The sequence below is a fragment of the Streptomyces sp. 63XJN7_1_ISO-PGPR-S23-121 genome, from assembly GCF_056173025.1.
In genome coordinates this window covers 7,568,953-7,585,964 of record NZ_CM149653.1, presented here as the reverse complement: position 1 = coordinate 7,585,964, position 17,012 = coordinate 7,568,953, and the positions used below count along the sequence as shown (strand labels likewise).

General features: G+C 71.5%; 18 protein-coding genes and 1 tRNA gene. 12 read left to right on the top strand and 7 right to left on the bottom strand.

What is annotated here, in order from left to right; all coding sequences use genetic code 11:
* Window positions 1-13: 13 nt before the first annotated feature.
* Window positions 14-178, top strand: coding sequence for a hypothetical protein (locus AC0VYN_RS33890; protein ID WP_475534046.1), 165 nt, complete (start codon window positions 14-16; stop codon window positions 176-178).
* Window positions 179-422: 244 nt separating this feature from the next.
* Window positions 423-935: a GNAT family N-acetyltransferase gene (locus AC0VYN_RS33885; RefSeq protein ID WP_475534045.1), complete on the top strand. Its 513-nt coding sequence runs from the start codon at window positions 423-425 to the stop codon at window positions 933-935.
* A 102-nt stretch (window positions 936-1,037) separates the two neighbouring features.
* Here AC0VYN_RS33885 and AC0VYN_RS33880 read toward each other — a convergent pair whose 3' ends face one another.
* Together AC0VYN_RS33880 and phoU are read right to left on the bottom strand one after the other, a co-directional pair.
* Window positions 1,038-1,193 carry a hypothetical protein gene (locus tag AC0VYN_RS33880; RefSeq protein ID WP_225635208.1) on the bottom strand — a complete coding sequence of 52 codons (156 nt, stop codon included), beginning with the start codon at window positions 1,191-1,193 and terminating at the stop codon, window positions 1,038-1,040.
* A gap of 133 nt (window positions 1,194-1,326) precedes the next feature.
* Window positions 1,327-2,016 carry a phosphate signaling complex protein PhoU gene (gene phoU, locus AC0VYN_RS33875; protein WP_475534044.1) on the bottom strand — a complete coding sequence of 230 codons (690 nt, stop codon included), beginning with the start codon at window positions 2,014-2,016 and terminating at the stop codon, window positions 1,327-1,329.
* A 201-nt stretch (window positions 2,017-2,217) separates the two neighbouring features.
* Between phoU and phoR the strand changes: the two genes are divergently transcribed.
* Both phoR and phoP read left to right on the top strand, forming a co-directional pair.
* Window positions 2,218-3,540 carry a two-component system sensor histidine kinase PhoR gene (gene phoR, locus AC0VYN_RS33870; protein ID WP_475534043.1) on the top strand — a complete coding sequence of 441 codons (1,323 nt, stop codon included), beginning with the start codon at window positions 2,218-2,220 and terminating at the stop codon, window positions 3,538-3,540.
* A gap of 5 nt (window positions 3,541-3,545) precedes the next feature.
* Window positions 3,546-4,217, top strand: a complete 672-nt coding sequence (gene phoP / locus AC0VYN_RS33865; protein ID WP_465270560.1) for a two-component system response regulator PhoP — start codon at window positions 3,546-3,548, stop codon at window positions 4,215-4,217.
* Window positions 4,218-4,315: 98 nt separating this feature from the next.
* Here phoP and AC0VYN_RS33860 read toward each other — a convergent pair whose 3' ends face one another.
* Complete coding sequence (locus AC0VYN_RS33860; RefSeq protein WP_475534042.1) at window positions 4,316-4,975, bottom strand: copper chaperone PCu(A)C domain-containing protein; 660 nt, start codon at window positions 4,973-4,975, stop codon at window positions 4,316-4,318.
* A 665-nt stretch (window positions 4,976-5,640) separates the two neighbouring features.
* On the opposite strand from AC0VYN_RS33860, the gene AC0VYN_RS33855 reads away from it, so the two are divergent.
* The 6 genes from AC0VYN_RS33855 (at window position 5,641) to AC0VYN_RS33830 (ending at window position 12,177) form a co-directional block, all read left to right on the top strand.
* Complete coding sequence (locus AC0VYN_RS33855; RefSeq protein ID WP_003953493.1) at window positions 5,641-6,123, top strand: CarD family transcriptional regulator; 483 nt, start codon at window positions 5,641-5,643, stop codon at window positions 6,121-6,123.
* A 309-nt stretch (window positions 6,124-6,432) separates the two neighbouring features.
* The gene (ispD, locus tag AC0VYN_RS33850) at window positions 6,433-7,209 is read left to right on the top strand and encodes a 2-C-methyl-D-erythritol 4-phosphate cytidylyltransferase (RefSeq protein WP_385458192.1); all 777 of its coding nucleotides are present in this window, start codon (window positions 6,433-6,435) and stop codon (window positions 7,207-7,209) included.
* On the top strand, window positions 7,199-7,702 hold the full coding sequence (gene ispF / locus AC0VYN_RS33845) for a 2-C-methyl-D-erythritol 2,4-cyclodiphosphate synthase (protein WP_475534041.1): 504 nt from the start codon (window positions 7,199-7,201) through the stop codon (window positions 7,700-7,702). Before ispD ends, ispF begins: the two co-directional genes overlap by 11 nt.
* Window positions 7,703-7,877: 175 nt before the next feature.
* The gene (gene cysS / locus AC0VYN_RS33840) at window positions 7,878-9,275 is read left to right on the top strand and encodes a cysteine--tRNA ligase (protein WP_475534040.1); all 1,398 of its coding nucleotides are present in this window, start codon (window positions 7,878-7,880) and stop codon (window positions 9,273-9,275) included.
* A gap of 117 nt (window positions 9,276-9,392) precedes the next feature.
* On the top strand, window positions 9,393-10,337 hold the full coding sequence (gene rlmB, locus AC0VYN_RS33835; protein WP_475534039.1) for a 23S rRNA (guanosine(2251)-2'-O)-methyltransferase RlmB: 945 nt from the start codon (window positions 9,393-9,395) through the stop codon (window positions 10,335-10,337).
* Window positions 10,338-10,482: 145 nt separating this feature from the next.
* Window positions 10,483-12,177, top strand: coding sequence for a DoxX family membrane protein (locus tag AC0VYN_RS33830; RefSeq protein WP_475534038.1), 1,695 nt, complete (start codon window positions 10,483-10,485; stop codon window positions 12,175-12,177).
* 114 nt (window positions 12,178-12,291) lie between these two features.
* On the opposite strand, the gene AC0VYN_RS33825 is transcribed toward AC0VYN_RS33830, so the two are convergent.
* The 3 genes from AC0VYN_RS33825 to msiK all read right to left on the bottom strand — a co-directional run bounded on the left by AC0VYN_RS33825 (window position 12,292) and on the right by msiK (window position 14,921).
* Complete coding sequence (locus AC0VYN_RS33825) at window positions 12,292-13,026, bottom strand: nucleotidyltransferase family protein (protein WP_351023082.1); 735 nt, start codon at window positions 13,024-13,026, stop codon at window positions 12,292-12,294.
* Between the two features lie 57 nt (window positions 13,027-13,083).
* A complete protein-coding gene (locus AC0VYN_RS33820) occupies window positions 13,084-13,539 on the bottom strand; it encodes a hypothetical protein (protein ID WP_475537038.1) in 456 nt (151 codons plus the stop codon).
* 245 nt (window positions 13,540-13,784) lie between these two features.
* A complete protein-coding gene (msiK, locus tag AC0VYN_RS33815; protein ID WP_475534037.1) occupies window positions 13,785-14,921 on the bottom strand; it encodes a diacetylchitobiose ABC transporter ATP-binding protein MsiK in 1,137 nt (378 codons plus the stop codon).
* Window positions 14,922-15,145: 224 nt separating this feature from the next.
* On the opposite strand from msiK, the gene AC0VYN_RS33810 reads away from it, so the two are divergent.
* Together AC0VYN_RS33810 and AC0VYN_RS33805 are read left to right on the top strand one after the other, a co-directional pair.
* Window positions 15,146-15,219 (top strand) — tRNA-Thr (locus AC0VYN_RS33810).
* Between the two features lie 99 nt (window positions 15,220-15,318).
* Complete coding sequence (locus AC0VYN_RS33805) at window positions 15,319-16,038, top strand: hypothetical protein (protein ID WP_475534036.1); 720 nt, start codon at window positions 15,319-15,321, stop codon at window positions 16,036-16,038.
* Between the two features lie 93 nt (window positions 16,039-16,131).
* On the opposite strand, the gene AC0VYN_RS33800 is transcribed toward AC0VYN_RS33805, so the two are convergent.
* On the bottom strand, window positions 16,132-16,872 hold the full coding sequence (locus tag AC0VYN_RS33800) for an ATP-grasp domain-containing protein (RefSeq protein WP_475534035.1): 741 nt from the start codon (window positions 16,870-16,872) through the stop codon (window positions 16,132-16,134).
* Window positions 16,873-17,012: the final 140 nt, after the last annotated feature.

Sequence of the window (17,012 nt, the reverse complement as noted above, 5' to 3'; positions counted from 1 at the left end):
GACGTTGCGCAGCTTGATCGTGAATCTTCTACTGGTCATCGTCGTGTTCGCCCTGGTGCTGCTGGCAGTCGGCAGCGGCATGGGAGCGGTGGAGATCAGCATCTGGTTCGTCGCACAGCTCGCCGCGATCGTCTTCGTGATCCTCCGGTACATGCGGCAGAGGCGCGTCAGCCAGTAGGCCGGAAGCCGGTGTGAGCAACGGCGTTGGGCGCCGCGGTCGTTGTAGGGTTGTTCCGTCTCGTGTGAGCAGGGTCGAGGATCAGGGAGGTGAGGTTGATGGCCGCGTTCAGTGACGCCGTGCGCAGCGTCCGGGTCTCCCTCATGTCCCGGGCCGTGGCCTGACCCTCGGGCCCTCCCCCGCCGAGCGCGTGAACTCGCGGGGCGACCACACGAAACTCTCCTGGAACGGATCATCCGTCGTCATGGGCAACACCTGGATCACGCGCGCCGAAACCGGCTCCGACATCCCCGCCGTCCGCGACATCAACCTCGCCGCCTTCCCCACCGCCATGGAGGCCGACCTTGTCGACGCCCTGCGCGCCGACCCGGACGCCTGGATCGAGGGCCTCTCCCTCATCGCGGTGGACGGGACCGGCCGCCCGGTGGGCTTCGCCCTCCTGACCCGCTGCCACATCGGCACCACGCCGGCCCTGTGCCTGGCGCCGTGCGCCGTCCACCCGGAACGGCAGCGGACCGGCGCGGGCGGCGCGGCCGTCCGCGCGGCCCTGGCCGCGGCGAGGGCACAGGGCGAACGCCACGTGGTCGTCCTCGGACACCCGTCGTACTACCCCCGGTTCGGGTTCTCCCGGGCCTCGCGGTACGGCATCGGCGTGACCATCGACGTCCCGGACGAGGCCCTCATGGCACTCAGCCTCGACGCCCGCCACCCGCTCCCCGCAGGAACCGTCCGCTACGCCCCGGCGTTCGGCATCTGACCTGCGGGACGCGGGGACATCGCCCGCCGGCGCGGGCAGCGAAAGACCGTAGGGCGGCCGGGTGCACCCCGGCCGTCCTACGGTCACCGCGTCATCGTCCCGTCAGCCGCACTGGCACGGGTTGCCCGACTGGCAGCCGCAGCCGCAGCCCGAACCGCAGCCGCAGGCGGCGATCAGGGGCAGGCTGCGCAGGTCGGTGGGCTGCTCGGTCCGGCGTTCCTGCGCGGGGTCGGGCGTCGTACTGGGGGAATCGGCCATGGGTCCCTCCTCGAGGCTGGTGCCTGAGCCCATTGGACGCCCGAAGCCCCGGTCGCATCAACGGCGCACTGGGGCGCTCCCGCGCGCCCCGGCACCCGGCGGGGACGGCACCGGGCGCCGGTCGAGCCCCTCGTCAGGCCCCCTCCACCCCCGTCACCGGCTGGATGTCCGCCTGGAGCTCGTCCGCGTGCTCGCCCGTGACCAGGTAGACCACCCGCTTGGCTACCGCGACCGCGTGGTCGGCGTAGCGCTCGTAGTAGCGGCCGAGCAGGGTCACGTCCACCGCCGTCTCGATGCCGTGCTTCCAGCGGTCGTCCATCAGGTGCTGGAAGAGGGTGCGGTGCAGGAGGTCCATCTCGTCGTCGTCCTGCTCCAGCTGGAGCGCCAGGTCCACGTCCTTGGTGATGATCACCTCGGCCGCCTTCGCCATCAGGCGCTGCGCGAGCTGGCCCATCTCCAGGATCGTGGCGTGCAGGTCGTGCGGGACCGCACGCGCCGGGTAGCGCAGCCGGGCGAGCTTGGCCACGTGCTGGGCCAGGTCGCCCGAGCGCTCCAGATCCGCCGACATCCGCAGCGAGGTGACGACGATGCGCAGGTCCGTCGCCACCGGCTGCTGCCGGGCCAGCAGGGCTATCGCCTTCGCCTCCAGCTCGTGCTGGAGCTCGTCGACCTTCTGGTCGGCCTCGATCACGTGCTCGGCCAGCTTCAGGTCGGAGTCGAGGATGGCGGTCGTGGCGCGCCCGATCGCCGACCCGACCAGCCGGGCCATCTCCACCAGACCGTCGCCGATCGAGTCCAGTTCCTCGTGGTACGCGTCCCGCATCAGGTTCCCTCTCGTGCGTCCTGGGAGGGGGCTCGGGTCCCTCTCCGCACCCCCACGCTTACACGTTCCGGCCCGTACGCGTCCGATTCCGGCACCCCGAGTGAACCGACCCTGGCTCCAAGGTGAACTCTGGGCGACGAGTGTCCGAGGTCGCACCCCGATGGCTGATGCGGGGCGGTTCGCCATGCCTAACCTTGACGCATGGACGTGAACGCGGCGGTCGCCGCAGCGGCAGCGATCGCCGGAGTACTCACCGGCGTCATCGCCATGCTGGCGTTCCGCTGGAGCGAGCGCGACCAGAAGCGCCCCACCCGTACCTCCCTGCACACCGACCCGGTGCTCCCGCCCGGCGTGGACACCGTCCTGTCGGTGCTGCGGTCCTCCGCCGTCGTCCTCGACGAGGCCGACGGCGTCGTCAAGGCCAGCTCGGCGGCGTACGCCCTCGGCCTGGTCCGGGGCGGCAAGCTCGCCGTCGAACCGATGCTGCAGATGGCGCGGGACACGCGGCGGGACGGGGAGATACGGCAGGTCGAGCTGGACCTGCCGAGGCGGGGCAACGGGCGCGGCGAGGCACTCGCCGTCTCCGCGCGCGTCGCGCCCCTGGGGTCGCGGCTGGTGCTGCTGCTGGTCGAGGACCTGACCGAGGCCCGCCGCATCGAGGCGGTGCGGCGCGACTTCGTCGCCAACGTGAGCCACGAGCTGAAGACGCCGGTCGGCGCGCTCTCCCTGCTCTCCGAGGCCGTCATGGACGCCTCCGACGACCCGGAGGCCGTGGAGCGGTTCGCCGGGCGCATGCAGATCGAGGCGACCCGGCTCACCAACCTGGTGCAGGAGCTGATCGACCTGTCCCGGGTCCAGAACGACGATCCGCTGGACGACGCCGAGCCCGTCCGCGTGGACGAACTGGTCGCCGAGGCCATTGACCGCTGCCGGCAGGCGGCCGGTACGAAGCAGATCACCATGGCCGCCGGCGGCTCCGCCGACCTGCACGTCCGCGGCAACCGCGGCCAGCTCGCCGCCGCGCTCGGCAACCTCGTCGAGAACGCCGTCAACTACTCGCCCGCCCGCACCCGCGTCGGCATCGCGGCCCGGCGCGTCGGCGCTCCCGGCGGCGACCTGATCGAGATCGCCGTGACCGACCAGGGCATCGGCATCTCCGAGAAGGACAAGGAGCGCGTCTTCGAGCGCTTCTACCGCGTCGACCCCGCCCGCTCCCGGGCCACCGGAGGCACCGGTCTGGGTCTCGCGATCGTCAAGCACGTGGTCGCCTCGCACGGCGGGGAGGTCACGGTGTGGAGCGCCGAAGGACAGGGCTCCACGTTCACCCTGCGGCTGCCGGAGTCGGGCACCGCCCGCGACCGCGCGGCACGGCGGGCCCCCCACGACGCCGACCACGTGGACCAGGTGGAACAGCTCGACCTGGGCCATGTGGAGCACGGCGAGATCGCCGGCGGCGGACGGTCCTCCGCCACCCCCTCCACATCCCCGTACGAAACGCTTCCCTCCCCGGAGGTCCTTCCGTGACCCGTGTGCTCGTCGTCGAGGACGAGGAGTCCTTCTCCGACGCCCTGTCCTACATGCTCCGCAAGGAGGGCTTCGAGGTCGCTGTCGCGACCACCGGGCCCGACGGACTCGACGAGTTCGAGCGCAACGGCGCCGACCTCGTCCTCCTCGACCTGATGCTGCCCGGACTGCCGGGCACCGAGGTGTGCCGTCAGCTGCGCGGCCGCTCGAACGTCCCCGTGATCATGGTGACCGCCAAGGACAGCGAGATCGACAAGGTCGTCGGGCTGGAGATAGGGGCCGACGACTACGTCACCAAGCCCTTCTCCTCCCGCGAGCTGGTCGCCCGCATCCGCGCCGTCCTGCGCCGCCGCGGCGAGCCGGAGGAGGTCACGCCCGCCGCGCTGGAGGCCGGCCCCGTCCGTATGGACGTCGACCGGCACGTCGTGACCGTCGGCGGCACCAAGGTCGACCTGCCGCTGAAGGAGTTCGACCTGCTGGAGATGCTGCTGCGCAACGCCGGCCGCGTGCTGACCCGCATGCAGCTGATCGACCGGGTGTGGGGCGCCGACTACGTGGGCGACACCAAGACCCTCGACGTCCACGTCAAGCGGCTGCGCGCCAAGATCGAACCCGACCCGGGCGCGCCCCGCTACCTGGTGACGGTGCGCGGCCTCGGCTACAAGTTCGAGCCGTAACCGGACCGGCTCCGGCCCCCGGGACGCAGCGCGAAGGGCGGGACCCCCGTGAGGGAGGTCCCGCCCTTCGCCGTGCTGCGAGCCGAGGGGTACGGGGCTCAGTGGCCGGCCGACTCCTGCGTGCCGGCGTCGGCCTCCGCGCCGGTCGCGTCCGCGGACGCGCCGTCGGCCGGGGCGCCCGAGCCCTCACCGGCGGCCGGCTCCCCGGAGGTCTCCGCGGACGGCGTCTCCGCGGCCGGCGCCGACGGGACCTCGCTCGGGCCCCACGAGGAGAAGTAGCTCCCGGCCGGGACGACGAAGGCGTTGAGGCTCACGTCGCCGGTCTCGCTGAAGGCGAAGGTGACCTTCTGCACGTCGCCGTCCTGGATGGCCTCGCGGCTGCTGGGCAGCACCGCGGAGGCGTTGTCCTTGCCCCCCAGGATCAGGGAACCGCCGGCCGGGACGGTCAGGCCCTTGCCGCCCTTGGCGGGCTTCAGCTCGGCGGACTTGCCGGCCACGGTGATGGAGTCGAGCGTCTGGTCGGTCGAGCTGCTGTTGAACACGGTGCCGGAGACCACGGCCGGGCCGGTCGACTCCAGGTCGGGCTGCGTGATGACGACCGCGTTCTGGATCTTGATGTCGCCGACGGAGGTCGCGGCGTTGTCCGGCTTGATATTCAGGGTCTGGGCGTTGTGACCGGCACCGCACGCGGCGAGCGAGGCGATCGAGAACGCGATGGCGGCGGCGGCGAGGGCACCGCGTCGAAGGCTGCTGCTCACGGCGGCGGCAACTCCTTGGACTCGAGCGAGGCGGCGGCACGGATAAAGCCGCCCTAAGTGACTGTCAGCGGCCTCAGGTTACCGAGCCGTTCCCGGGCCGCCGCACCCGACCCTCCCCGGAGGGGCTCGGCTTAGCCCGGCAGGCGGTAGATCCGGGGCCCGGCCGGCCGCTTCGGGAGGGCGTCGGGCGCACTGGCATCAGGAGTCGCATTGGTGTGCGGAGTCGACACACCCCGATCCGCCATTCGGATAAGAAGCACCGCCATACCGGTGCCCGCCCGCACGCGAATTCCGTGTGAAGGAATGCGCGGACCGAGCCGAAATTGATCAACGACGGGGGCGCGTCGGGAGGACCAGTGATCAATTCCGGAATCGTCCGGAAGCCCGCGCCGGGGACCGAACGGAGTAGCGGAAGTCGCACGCATGGAACCAGACATATGGGGATATTCAGGCGTCTGGAGACCCCTGTCGGCGTGTGTGACGTGTCTGTTTCGTCCGGCCTGAAGAGCCGCTCCGACCTGCGAATACCTTCTTCCGCTCACCCGGCGCAGCACGTTCCTGTTGCTGTTGTCAAGCCCCGAGATATGCCCTGACCTGCGAAAACGCCATTCAGAAGACGCCGTATCCGTGTTACCCTGGATAGCCACGGAAGGGGTACCTGTCACATGACGTTCAAGGTTGGCGACACCGTGGTCTATCCCCATCACGGGGCCGCGCTGATCGAGGCTATCGAAACTCGCCAGATCAAAGGCGTGGACAAGACCTACTTGGTGCTGAAGGTCGCCCAGGGTGACCTGACGGTACGTGTGCCAGCGGACAATGCGGAGTTCGTCGGCGTGCGTGATGTGGTCGGTCAGGACGGGCTGGACCGGGTCTTCGAGGTGCTGCGCGCGCCGTACGCCGAGGAGCCCACGAACTGGTCGCGTCGTTACAAGGCAAACCTGGAGAAGCTCGCCTCCGGCGACGTCATCAAGGTCGCGGAAGTCGTGCGTGACCTGTGGCGCCGTGAGCGCGAGCGCGGACTCTCCGCAGGTGAGAAGCGCATGCTCGCCAAGGCCCGCCAGATCCTGGTGAGCGAGCTGGCCCTCGCGGAGAACACCAACGAGGACAAGGCGGAGGCCCTGCTCGACGAGGTGCTCGCCTCCTGAGGCGAGACCCGCGCGGGACCTGACACGCACGGCCGCCCACCGGCCGCTCGGCTCAGGCCCACTCGGTACAGCGCACGAAATGCCGCGGTGCCCGATGACATCTTTGCTGTCGCCGGGCGCTGCGGCATCTTCATACCCCGACGCCGAACGCCTTCGTACGCTCCTCCCGGGGGCTTCCCCCCGGTCCTGGCGTGCCGGGCCCGGGCTGCAGGCTCGACCAGGGTCACGGAAGGGTCCGGTCAAGGCGTCGCGCCCGGCACGGTGAGGCCATACCCAACTAGGTCGAGCACACAAACCTGACAGGAACCGATGTCTGACGAATCGCGCCCCACGCCCGCGCAGCCGCCCGCCGGAACCCGTACGAACGCCCGGACCGCGGCCGTGATCCCGGCCGCCGGCCGCGGTGTACGCCTCGGCCCGGGGGCCCCGAAGGCCCTCCGCGCCCTGGGCGGCACGCCCATGCTCATCCACGCGGTCCGCGCGATGGCCGCGTCCCGCGCGGTCTCCCTGGTCGTCGTCGTGGCCCCGCCCGACGGCGCCGCGGAGGTCAAGAACCTCCTCGACGTGCACGCGCTGCCCGAGCGGACCGACTTCCTCGTCGTCCCCGGCGGCGAGTCGCGGCAGGAGTCCGTCCGGCTCGGCCTGGACGCGCTGCCGCCCGAGTACGACATCGTCCTCGTGCACGACGCGGCCCGGCCGCTGGTGCCGGTGGACACGGTGGACGGCGTGATCGAGGCCGTACGGGACGGCGCGCCCGCCGTGGTGCCCGCGCTGCCGCTCACCGACACCGTCAAGCAGGTCGAGCCCGCCGCGGTGCCGGGCGAGCCGGAGCCGGTGGTGGCGACACCGGAGCGGGCGCGACTGCGGGCGGTGCAGACCCCGCAGGGCTTCGACCGGGCCACGCTGGTGCGGGCCCACGAGACGGTGACCGGTGACGTCACCGACGACGCGAGCATGGTCGAGCGGCTGGGCCGGACGGTGGTGGTCGTGCCGGGGCACGAGGAGGCGTTCAAGGTGACCCGCCCCCTCGACCTGGTGCTCGCTGAGGCGGTACTGGCACGCAGGAGGCTGAACGATGGCTTCTGAGACGGACGTCCCCCCGGTGCTGCCCCAGGTCGGCATTGGTACCGACATCCACGCCTTCGAGGACGGGCGCGAGCTGTGGTGCGCCGGGCTGAAGTGGGAGGGCGAGGGGACCGGGCTGGCCGGGCACTCCGACGCGGACGTCGTGGCGCACGCGGCGTGCAACGCGCTGTTCTCCGCGGCGGGGCTCGGAGACCTGGGACAGCACTTCGGCACCGGGCGGCCGGAGTGGTCCGGCGCGTCGGGGGTGACCCTGCTGACGGAGGCCGCGCGGATCGTGCGCGCGGCCGGTTTCCGGATCGGGAACGTCGCGGTGCAGGTGGTCGGGCCGCGGCCGAAGATCGGCAAGCGGCGCGCGGAGGCGGAGAAGGTGCTGTCCGAGGCGGCGGGGGCGCCGGTGTCCGTGTCGGGGGCGACGACGGACGGGCTCGGGTTCCCCGGCCGGGGGGAAGGGCTGATGGCGGTGGCCACGGCGCTCGTGGCGCGGGTGGGCTGACGGGCGTGGCGCGCGTCCGGCCGCCGGGGGTTCCGCCCCCGGGCCCCGGGCCGCGCCCACCCACCGGGCCGAGCGGTGGCTCCCGCCGGACGGGCGGCGGCGCGAATCGGAACCGGTGCGGCGACAGGCGGGCCGTGCGCCCGTGGCACTGCCCGGGGCCCACTACCCTGGACTCGTGACTATTCGCCTGTACGACACCAGCGCCCGGCAGATCCGTGACTTCGCCCCCCTCACGCCCGGGTGTGTCTCGATCTACCTGTGCGGTGCCACCGTGCAGGCCGCCCCGCACATCGGGCACATCCGCTCCGGCCTGAACTTCGACATCATGCGCCGCTGGTTCGCGTACCGCGGCTACGACGTCACGTTCATCCGCAACGTCACCGACATCGACGACAAGATCATCCGGAAGGCGGCGGAGCAGAACCGCCCCTGGTGGTCCATCGGCTACGAGAACGAGCGGGCGTTCAACGACGCCTACACCGCGCTCGGTTGCCTGCCACCGACCTACGAGCCGCGCGCCACCGGGCACATCACCGAGATGGTCGAGATGATGCGCGGCCTCATCGAGCGCGGGCACGCCTACGAGGCCGAGGGCAACGTCTACTTCGACGTGCGCTCCCTGCCCGGGTACCTGTCGCTGTCCAACCAGGACATCGACGAGCTGCGCCAGCCCGCGGGCGAGGGCGAGACCGGCAAGCGGGACCCGCGGGACTTCGCCATGTGGAAGGCGGCCAAGCCCGGGGAGCCGAGCTGGGAGACGCCGTGGGGCAGGGGGCGGCCGGGGTGGCACCTGGAGTGCTCCGCCATGGCGCACAAGTACCTGGGCACCGAGTTCGACATCCACGGCGGCGGGATCGACCTGATCTTCCCGCACCACGAGAACGAGATCGCCCAGGCCAGGGGCTTCGGCGACGCCTTCGCCCGGTACTGGGTGCACAACGCCTGGGTCACCATGAGCGGCGAGAAGATGTCGAAGTCGCTCGGCAACAGCGTCCTCGTCGGCGAGATGGTCAAGCAGTGGCGCCCGGTCGTGCTCCGGTACTACCTCGGCACGCCGCACTACCGCTCGACCATCGAGTACAGCGAGGAGTCCCTGAGCGAGGCCGAGTCGGCGTTCGCGCGGATCGAGGGCTTCGCGCAGCGTGTCACCGAGCTGGCCGGGACCGTCGAGCCCGCCGCCGAGGTGCCGCCGGCCTTCGCCGAGGCGATGGACGACGACCTGGGCGTCCCGCAGGCGCTCGCCGTCGTGCACACCACCGTCCGGCAGGGCAACAGCGCGCTGGCCGCCGACGACAAGGAGGCCGCCGTCGCCCGCCTCGCCGAGGTCCGGGCGATGCTCGGCGTGCTCGGTCTCGACCCGCAGGCGCCGCACTGGGCCGGCGAGGGCGAGAAGGGCGAGGACCTGCACGACGTCGTCGACAGCCTCGTACGCCTCGTCCTCGACCAGCGGGAGGCCGCCCGGGCGCGGAAGGACTGGGCCACCGCGGACGCCATCCGCGACCAGCTCAAGGAGTCGGGCCTGGCCATCGAGGACGGCCCGCAGGGACCCCGCTGGAGCCTCGGCTCCCGCTGAGCCCCCGCGGTCCCGGGAAGATCGAGTGTGCCGCCCGGCCTCCCGGGCGGCACACTGCATACGACGCAAGCACCACGCACACCCCGTGCAGACGCAGAGAGCGGAGACAGGTAACTCATGGCCGCGAACAACCGCCGCATGTCCGGCAAGAAGGGCGCGCAGGTCGGCAGCGGCGGCAAGCGACGCCGGGGCCTGGAAGGCAAGGGGCCGACGCCTCCCGCCGAGATGCGCAAGGGGCACGCCAAGCAGCGCGCCGCCAACGCGAAGGCCCGCCGTGCCACGGGGGGGCGCCCCCAGCAGCGACGCGGGGGCGGCCGGTCGACGTCCGAACTCGTCGTCGGCCGCAACCCCGTCTACGAGGCGCTGCGCGAGGGCGTGCCCGCCACGACGCTCTACGTCCAGCAGTTCATCGACAACGACGAGCGGGTGCGTGAGACGCTCCAGCTCGCGGCCGAGCGCGGCGGCATCAACCTCATGGAGGCGCCGCGCCCGGAACTGGACCGGATGACCAACGGGCTCAACCACCAGGGGCTCGTCCTCCAGGTCCCGCCGTACGAGTACGCCCACCCCGAGGACCTGGTCGCCGCCGCCCACGACGAGGGCGCGGACCCGCTGATCGTCGCCCTCGACGGCGTGACCGACCCGCGCAACCTCGGTGCGGTCGTCCGCTCCGTCTCCGCCTTCGCCGGCCACGGCGTCGTCGTGCCCGAGCGGCGCGCGGCCGGCATGACGGCGGGCGCCTGGAAGACGTCGGCCGGCACGGCCGCCCGGACGCCGGTGGCCCGCGCCACCAACCTCACGCGCGCGCTGGAGGCGTACCAGAAGGCCGGGATCGTCGTCGTGGGTCTCGCCGCCGACGGCGAGGTCGAGCTCGGCGAGCTGGAGGCCCTGGGTGGGCCCGTGGTCGTCGTGGTCGGCAGCGAGGGCAAGGGCCTGTCCCGCCTGGTCGGCGAGACCTGCGACTTCCGGGTCCGGATCCCGATGCCCGGCGGCGCCGAGTCGCTGAACGCCGGTGTGGCGGCGGGCATCGTGCTCTACGAGGCCGCGCGCCGGCGCGCCTGAGCGGGTGACCGCCGCGGGGGATCGTACGTTCGGTGCGGTCCCCCGAACGGGGCGTTCCGGGTGGTCCGGACAAGCTTGACGCGGTCCGGACACATCCGGCGGGCGGAGGCAGTGTCCTAACGACACATCACTCGGTTAGTTGAGCGTGGACACCAGAACACCCCGCACACCCACGGGGGACCGCTCGTCTGGATACGACGACGCTCCCGCGCTGAGCATGGTGAAGGTGCCGAGCGATCCGGCCCAGGTCATCGTCAATCACGCGAGCTTCCGCGTGCAGCTCGGTGCCTCCGCGCGGCGGACCCGGTCCCCGCGGATCGCGCGGCACTTGAGCGCCACCCAGGACGCCGCCCGCATGCCCGTCGCCGGCACCGGGGTCCCCACGCCCGCCCGGCGCCGCCCCGTCGTCTGGAGCGGCCGGTCCGACCCGGACGACACCGGCGCCCACCGGCTGCTCCAGGCGGTGCGGGCCGGAGCGGGCCGGCACGCCGAGGACCCGCTCGCCGGCACCTCCGCCGACGCCGGCGCCACCCAGGTCATCCCCCGCGTCGGCGGGGGCGGCCGCCCCGGCCACGACCCGTACGACGACTTCGACACCCAGCCCCTCCAGGCCCCTCTCGTCGGCGCCCAGCGCGGCCTCGCCCGCGACGGGGGCCGGCTGCTGCCCGCGATGCGCACCGTCGGCAGCGCCTACGACGAACCGGCCTACGGCGACGACGACTTCGACCCGTCCCCCGAGTACGGCGACGGCACGGACCCCGAGCCGCGCTCGAGGCGCCACGCCGACGACCCGGCACGGCACGCCTACTACCCCGGCCGCCGCATCAACCTCGGTGTCGTGCTGCTGCCCCTGCGCGTCTTCCTCGGCTTCATCTCCGTCTACGCCGGCATGGGCAAGCTCTGCGATCCCGTCTACTTCGACGGCGGCGAGCGCGGGTCCATGGTGAAGTGGCTCAACACCCTGCACCCCTGGGACGTGGCCGAACCGCTGCGCCAGTTCGCCCTCGCGCACCCCGTCGGCTCCGGCCTGGTCATCGCCTTCCTGCAGGTCGTCGTCGGCGTCCTGACCGTCCTGGGCTGCTGGCAGCGCGTCGCCGCCGTCATCGGCGCGATCCTGTCCGCCGCGCTGCTGGTCACCGTCAGCTGGAAGAGCACGCCCGTCTACGACGCCCCCGACATCATCTACCTGGCCGCCTGGTCCCCGCTGATCATCGCCGGGGCACCCGTCTACTCCGTCGACGGCCGCCTCGCCGGGGGTGCGTGGCGCCGTCTCGGCCCCCGCGCCGACATCTGGGACCTGCGCCGGTACGTGCTGCGCCGCGGCGCCCTGGTCACCTTCCTCGTCGCCGGCGTCACCCTCCTCGTCGGCTCGCTGCTCGGCGGTGCCGTGCGCGACGCCGACCGCGTGGTCGTCCCGGGGCCCGGCGAGGGCCCGCGCAACGAACTCCCCGGCACCCCGCTGCCCCGGAAGTCCGGGGAGCGGGAACAGGAGACGCCGGAGGTCTCCTCCTCCGCGTCCACCGAGGGCGCCACCTCCGGCGCGACCGCCCCCGCCGAGAAGGACGGGACCACCCCCGGCGCCACCGACGAGGGCGGCACCACGCCCGGCGACGCCCCCAGCCAGCCCCAGGGCACCACGGGCCAGGCACCGCCCGAGCGGACCTCCCCGGCCGGGCAGGCCCCGAGCACCACCGCCGGCCCGACCTCCGGCGGCACCGCCACCGGCGGCAGCGGCGACGGCTCCGCCGGCTCCACCGGAAGCGACGACGACGGCGACGGCGGCAGCTCCTCCTCCGGGGGACAGCCGGGCAGCCGCCTGGTGGGCGGCCTCCTGGGCTAGGCCCCGCCCCGGGCCGGGCCGGACCGCCGGCCCGGGCACCTACGACGACGGGTCCCGCACGTCATCCGTGCGGGACCCGTCCACGTGTACGCCCGGTGGCCCGGCGGCCGTGGCTCAGCGGCTGAGCGCGGCCAGCTCCCGGGCCGCTTCCGTCAGGTCCTTGGCGGTGTCGATCGCCCGCCAGTAGGAGCCCTGCGGGATCGGGAAACCGGCCAGCCGGTGCTCACGGGCCAGCCGGGGGAACGTCGTCCGCTCGTGGTCGCCGCGCTCCGGGAGCATCTCCGCGAAGGCGGGCGAGAAGACGTAGACACCCGCGTTGATCTCGAAGGTCGACGGGGGTGCCTCGATGAAGTCGGTGATGTGCCCGAAGCCGTCCGTCTGCACGGCGCCCCACGGCAGCCGGGGGCGGGCCAGGGCGAGGGTCGCGACGGCGTCCCGCTCGGCGTGGAAGTCGGCCATGTCGCGCAGGGAGAAGCGCGTCCAGATGTCGCCGTTCGTGGCGTACCAGGGCCGGTCCGGGTGGGGGAGACGCGCGGCGGCGTACTTCAGGCCGCCGCCGCGGCCGAGGGGCTCGGGCTCCACCACGGTCGTGACGGAGAGCGGGAGGTCGGCGGTCTCCAGCCACTTCTGGAGCACCTCGGCGAGGTGGCCGCAGGAGACCACCACGTCGGTCACGCCCTCCTCGGCGAGCCAGGCGAGCTGATGGCCGATGATCGGGGTTCCGGTACCCGGGATCTCGACCATCGGCTTGGGCCGGTCGTCGGTGTAGGGGCGCAGGCGGGAACCCTGCCCGCCGGCCAGGACGACGGCTTGAACGGGGCGGCGGGACGCGGCGTTCGGATCGGTCATGCCCCGAACTGTACGTGGCGTCCCGTCGGCCCCGTGGGGGTGCTCGGCCGGGGGTGCTCAGCGGTGCGCGGCCAGCACGCCCGAGGCGAAGGTGGTGTCGCAGACGGGGCGCGCGTACGACTGGGCACGCGTCGGGCCGTAGACCTTCACCGCGGCCCGGCCGAGGGCTCGGGCGATGGACGCGCAGTGCCGGGCGAGCGAGGGGCGGTCGTCGACCGCCTGCTGGAGGTGGGTGAGGGCGACGCCCGGGTCCTCCTCCTGAAGCTCGGTCAGCAGCCGGTCGCGCAGCACCTCGTGCGGGGCGCGGGGCGCGGCGTGCGTGGAGGCCCCGGCGGCGGAGGCGTCCGACGCGGTGAGCACCGAGTTGGAGGGGTCCCCCGACCAGTTGACCCGGGTGACCGCGAGGGTCCCGGAGAGCACCAGGACGACGGGCAGGACGAAGGCGAGCGAACGGCCGATCCGGCGGGCGGGGCCCCGGCCGCTGCGCGTCTGCTGGGAGGCGGAGTGCTTCACGGAGTGCTTCACGCGAGTGAGGGTAGCGCCCGGTGATGATTTGGCGACATTTAGTCACCGGTTCGGGGGATGGGAAAGGGCCGGAAAATGGGTAACGGGTTGACGCACACTGCTCGAAACGTCCGTTGTGGCGGGGTATTTGTCGACATCGAAAAGGGCCCCGCAGCAGGTTGCGGGGCCCTTCTGGTCGACGCGGGGCGAATTCACCCGTGCCGGGGACGCGAGTCCCCGGTGCGCACGGGTCCTCAGTCGGAGAGGCGCTCACCGGAGGAGGACGAGAACACGTGCATCTCGCCCGGCCGCGGCACGACGTGGACGGTCGCGCCCTTCTCCGGCACCGCGCGGCTGCTGACGCGGACCACGAGGTCCTTCGTCTCGCCGCCGACCTCGACCGTGCCGTAGATGTAGCCGTCGGCGCCGGTCTCCTCGACGACGTTGACCGTGACGGCGAGGCCGGCCGGGGCGTTCGCGGAGTCCTTGGTCAGCGACGCGGCCGCGCCGCCGTTCAGCTCCACCACGTCGAAGTGCTCGGGGCGGACGCCGACGGTGACCGTGCGGTCGCCCTTGTCGGCGGCGGCCTGCAGGGCGTCCCGGCTGACCGGGACGACGCTGTTGCCGAACTTCACACCGCCGTCGGTGATCGGGACCTCGATCAGGTTCATGGCCGGGGAGCCGATGAAGCCGGCGACGAAGAGGTTGGCGGGCTTGTCGTACATGTTGCGCGGCGAGTCGACCTGCTGGAGCAGACCGTCCTTCAGCACCGCCACCCGGTCGCCCATGGTCATGGCCTCGACCTGGTCGTGGGTGACGTAGACGGTGGTGATGCCCAGGCGGCGCTGGAGCGAGGCGATCTGCGTACGCGTGGAGACGCGGAGCTTGGCGTCCAGGTTGGACAGCGGCTCGTCCATGAGGAACACCTGCGGCTCACGCACGATCGCGCGGCCCATCGCGACACGCTGGCGCTGACCGCCGGAGAGCGCCTTCGGCTTGCGGTCCAGGTACTCGGAGAGGTCGAGGATCTTCGCGGCCTCCTCGACCTTCTGCCGGATCTCCGCCTTGTTGACGCCGGCGATCTTGAGCGCGAAGCCCATGTTGTCGGCGACGGTCATGTGCGGGTACAGCGCGTAGTTCTGGAACACCATGGCGATGTCCCGGTCCTTCGGCGGCAGGTGGGTGACGTCGCGGTCGCCGATGCGGATGGCGCCGCCGTTGACGTCCTCGAGCCCCGCGAGCATGCGGAGCGAGGTGGACTTGCCGCAGCCGGACGGGCCGACCAGGACGAGGAACTCGCCGTCCGCGATGTCGATGTCGAGACCGTCGACGGCGGGCTTGTCGGAACCCGGGTACACGCGGGTCGCCTTGTCGAACTGGACTGTGGCCATGATGAATGGGCCCCCTTCTACCGGCAGGAACGTGCCGGACGATCCGTTGTAGGAAGGTGGTTGGTGTAGTCCACACGAGTGAACTGGCTCAGGACGGTACCCGGCGTTCACCTGATCTGTCAGTACCTGCGGGCCTGTGAACTTCGCCGATCTTTTCGAATCCCATCGTTCACCGGCTCTGTGTACAGTGGAGCAGCCTCCGCGCGCGCCGCCGCGCGATGCCTGCCTCCTTAGCTCAGCTGGTCAGAGCGCCGCTCTTGTAAAGCGAAGGTCGTCGGTTCGAATCCGACAGGGGGCTCTGTCGCTGAACAGCGAGAACGCCCCGGCCGATGATCGGTCCGGGGCGTTCGACATCCACGACGTGACGTCCGATGCGCGAAGGCCGGCAGTGTCGGTGATGCGGAAGAACGACCGGTTGATGTTCTGCGGGTCGATCGGGCGGCCGGTGCGGGTGGTGAAGACGTACGCGGACGGGGACAGCTCGACCCCCTTGAGCCGCGCGGCTTGGTACGAGCACTGGTTCGGATACGGCGTGACGGCCACCGCCGATGGCCCGCGCCGCGTCGTGATCCTCGCCCGGCGCGCGTTCACCCGCCCGCCCGGGGTCGGGTGGGTGGCGTTGCTGCGGGAGGCCACCGGGCGGACGGAGCCCGATCGGTGCGGCGTCGACTGGGCCGCGACGGAGGCAGCGCTGGGCGCCGCGCTGCCCGGTGACTACAAGGACATCGTCGACGCCTTCGGTGCGGGCAGCTTCGACGAGTACCTGGACCTGCTGGTACCGGGTGCGCTGGGCACGGATCTAGTCGCCTGGGGCCAGGACATGGCGCGGTACGCCGACCTGTACCGGCCATACCCGGTCCACCCCGCGCCCGGCGGCGTGCTCATATGGGGGACCACCGAGCAGGAGCTGACCTTCCACTGGCTGACCGGACCGGCCGATCCCGACGACTGGCCGGTTCTGGTGCGGTACGACGGTGAGTGGCAGCGCTTCGACTGCGGCACCGGTGAGTTCGTGCTGCGCCAGCTCACCGACCGCACCCCGCCGTTCGCCTTCCGCCGGACCGTTCCCCCACTGGTTCGCCTCACGGGAGCTGCCGGAGGGCTAGGCCCCTGCTAACCCGGCTGTCAGCGCCGCTGACCATAGGTCGATGAGCAGTACAGGGATCAGGTTGGAAACGGCTCAGTGCCGACGGTCGTGTGGTTATGGTGTCTAGCATCCTTGCAATAGATTCAGCAGAGCGCCGGAGATGCGGAGACCCAAGCGCCGATCGTATCCGTCGTAACCGGGCATCGGGTTGGCTTCCAGGACCGTGTGGCGGCCATCCTCACCAACCATGAAGTCGAACCCGATGAAGGTCAAATCGCTCATCGCCTGGTATGCCAGGCACTTTTCGACGACGTCCGGCGGCACACGTGCCGGGGTGAAGGTCTTGACGCCCTCACAGTACTGGTAGTTGACGCCTTCGCTGTCGATCCGTTCAGAGAAGTGCTGCTTGCCGACCAGATGCGTGCGCACGTCGGCACCTCGCACACGCTCCTGAAACAGGACTGGGCTGTGGGGCAGCAGTCGCAATTCGCTCACCTGATCGTGTTCGAGCGCCGACGCGATCGTCTTCTCGCCGCTGGCCCCCTTGAAGACAGTGCTCGGTGTCGCGGCTAGGAATGCGCGTGCTTCGTTCTCGTTGTTGGTGAGCAGCGACTCGGGCACGGTGAAGCCGCAGCGGCTGAGCAGGCTGAGGTGATAAACCTTCGACCAGTTACTCATGTCGGAGCCAGGGCGGTTGACTACGAAAGTGTCGACGGTGGCGAGAATTTCCGTGAGCGCGGTAAGTCGCGCCGATGCTGCGGCGCGTTCCCGGCTGTCGAGATTGTCGATGATGTCGACCATGCGAACGTAGATGCCGGTGATACCGGTGTCGGGAAGGTCAACCCTCAGGGTGCCGTCGCTCAATCGACCGCATCTGCTCTGAAAGTCCCAGCAGTAGGTGCCGAACCGCAGAAATCTTACGATGTCGAAAAAGATGTGGGGCACGCGGCTCTGTCGTGCGGCGCGCACAGTGTGGACCGTTGTGCGGTCATGTGGGGACCCTA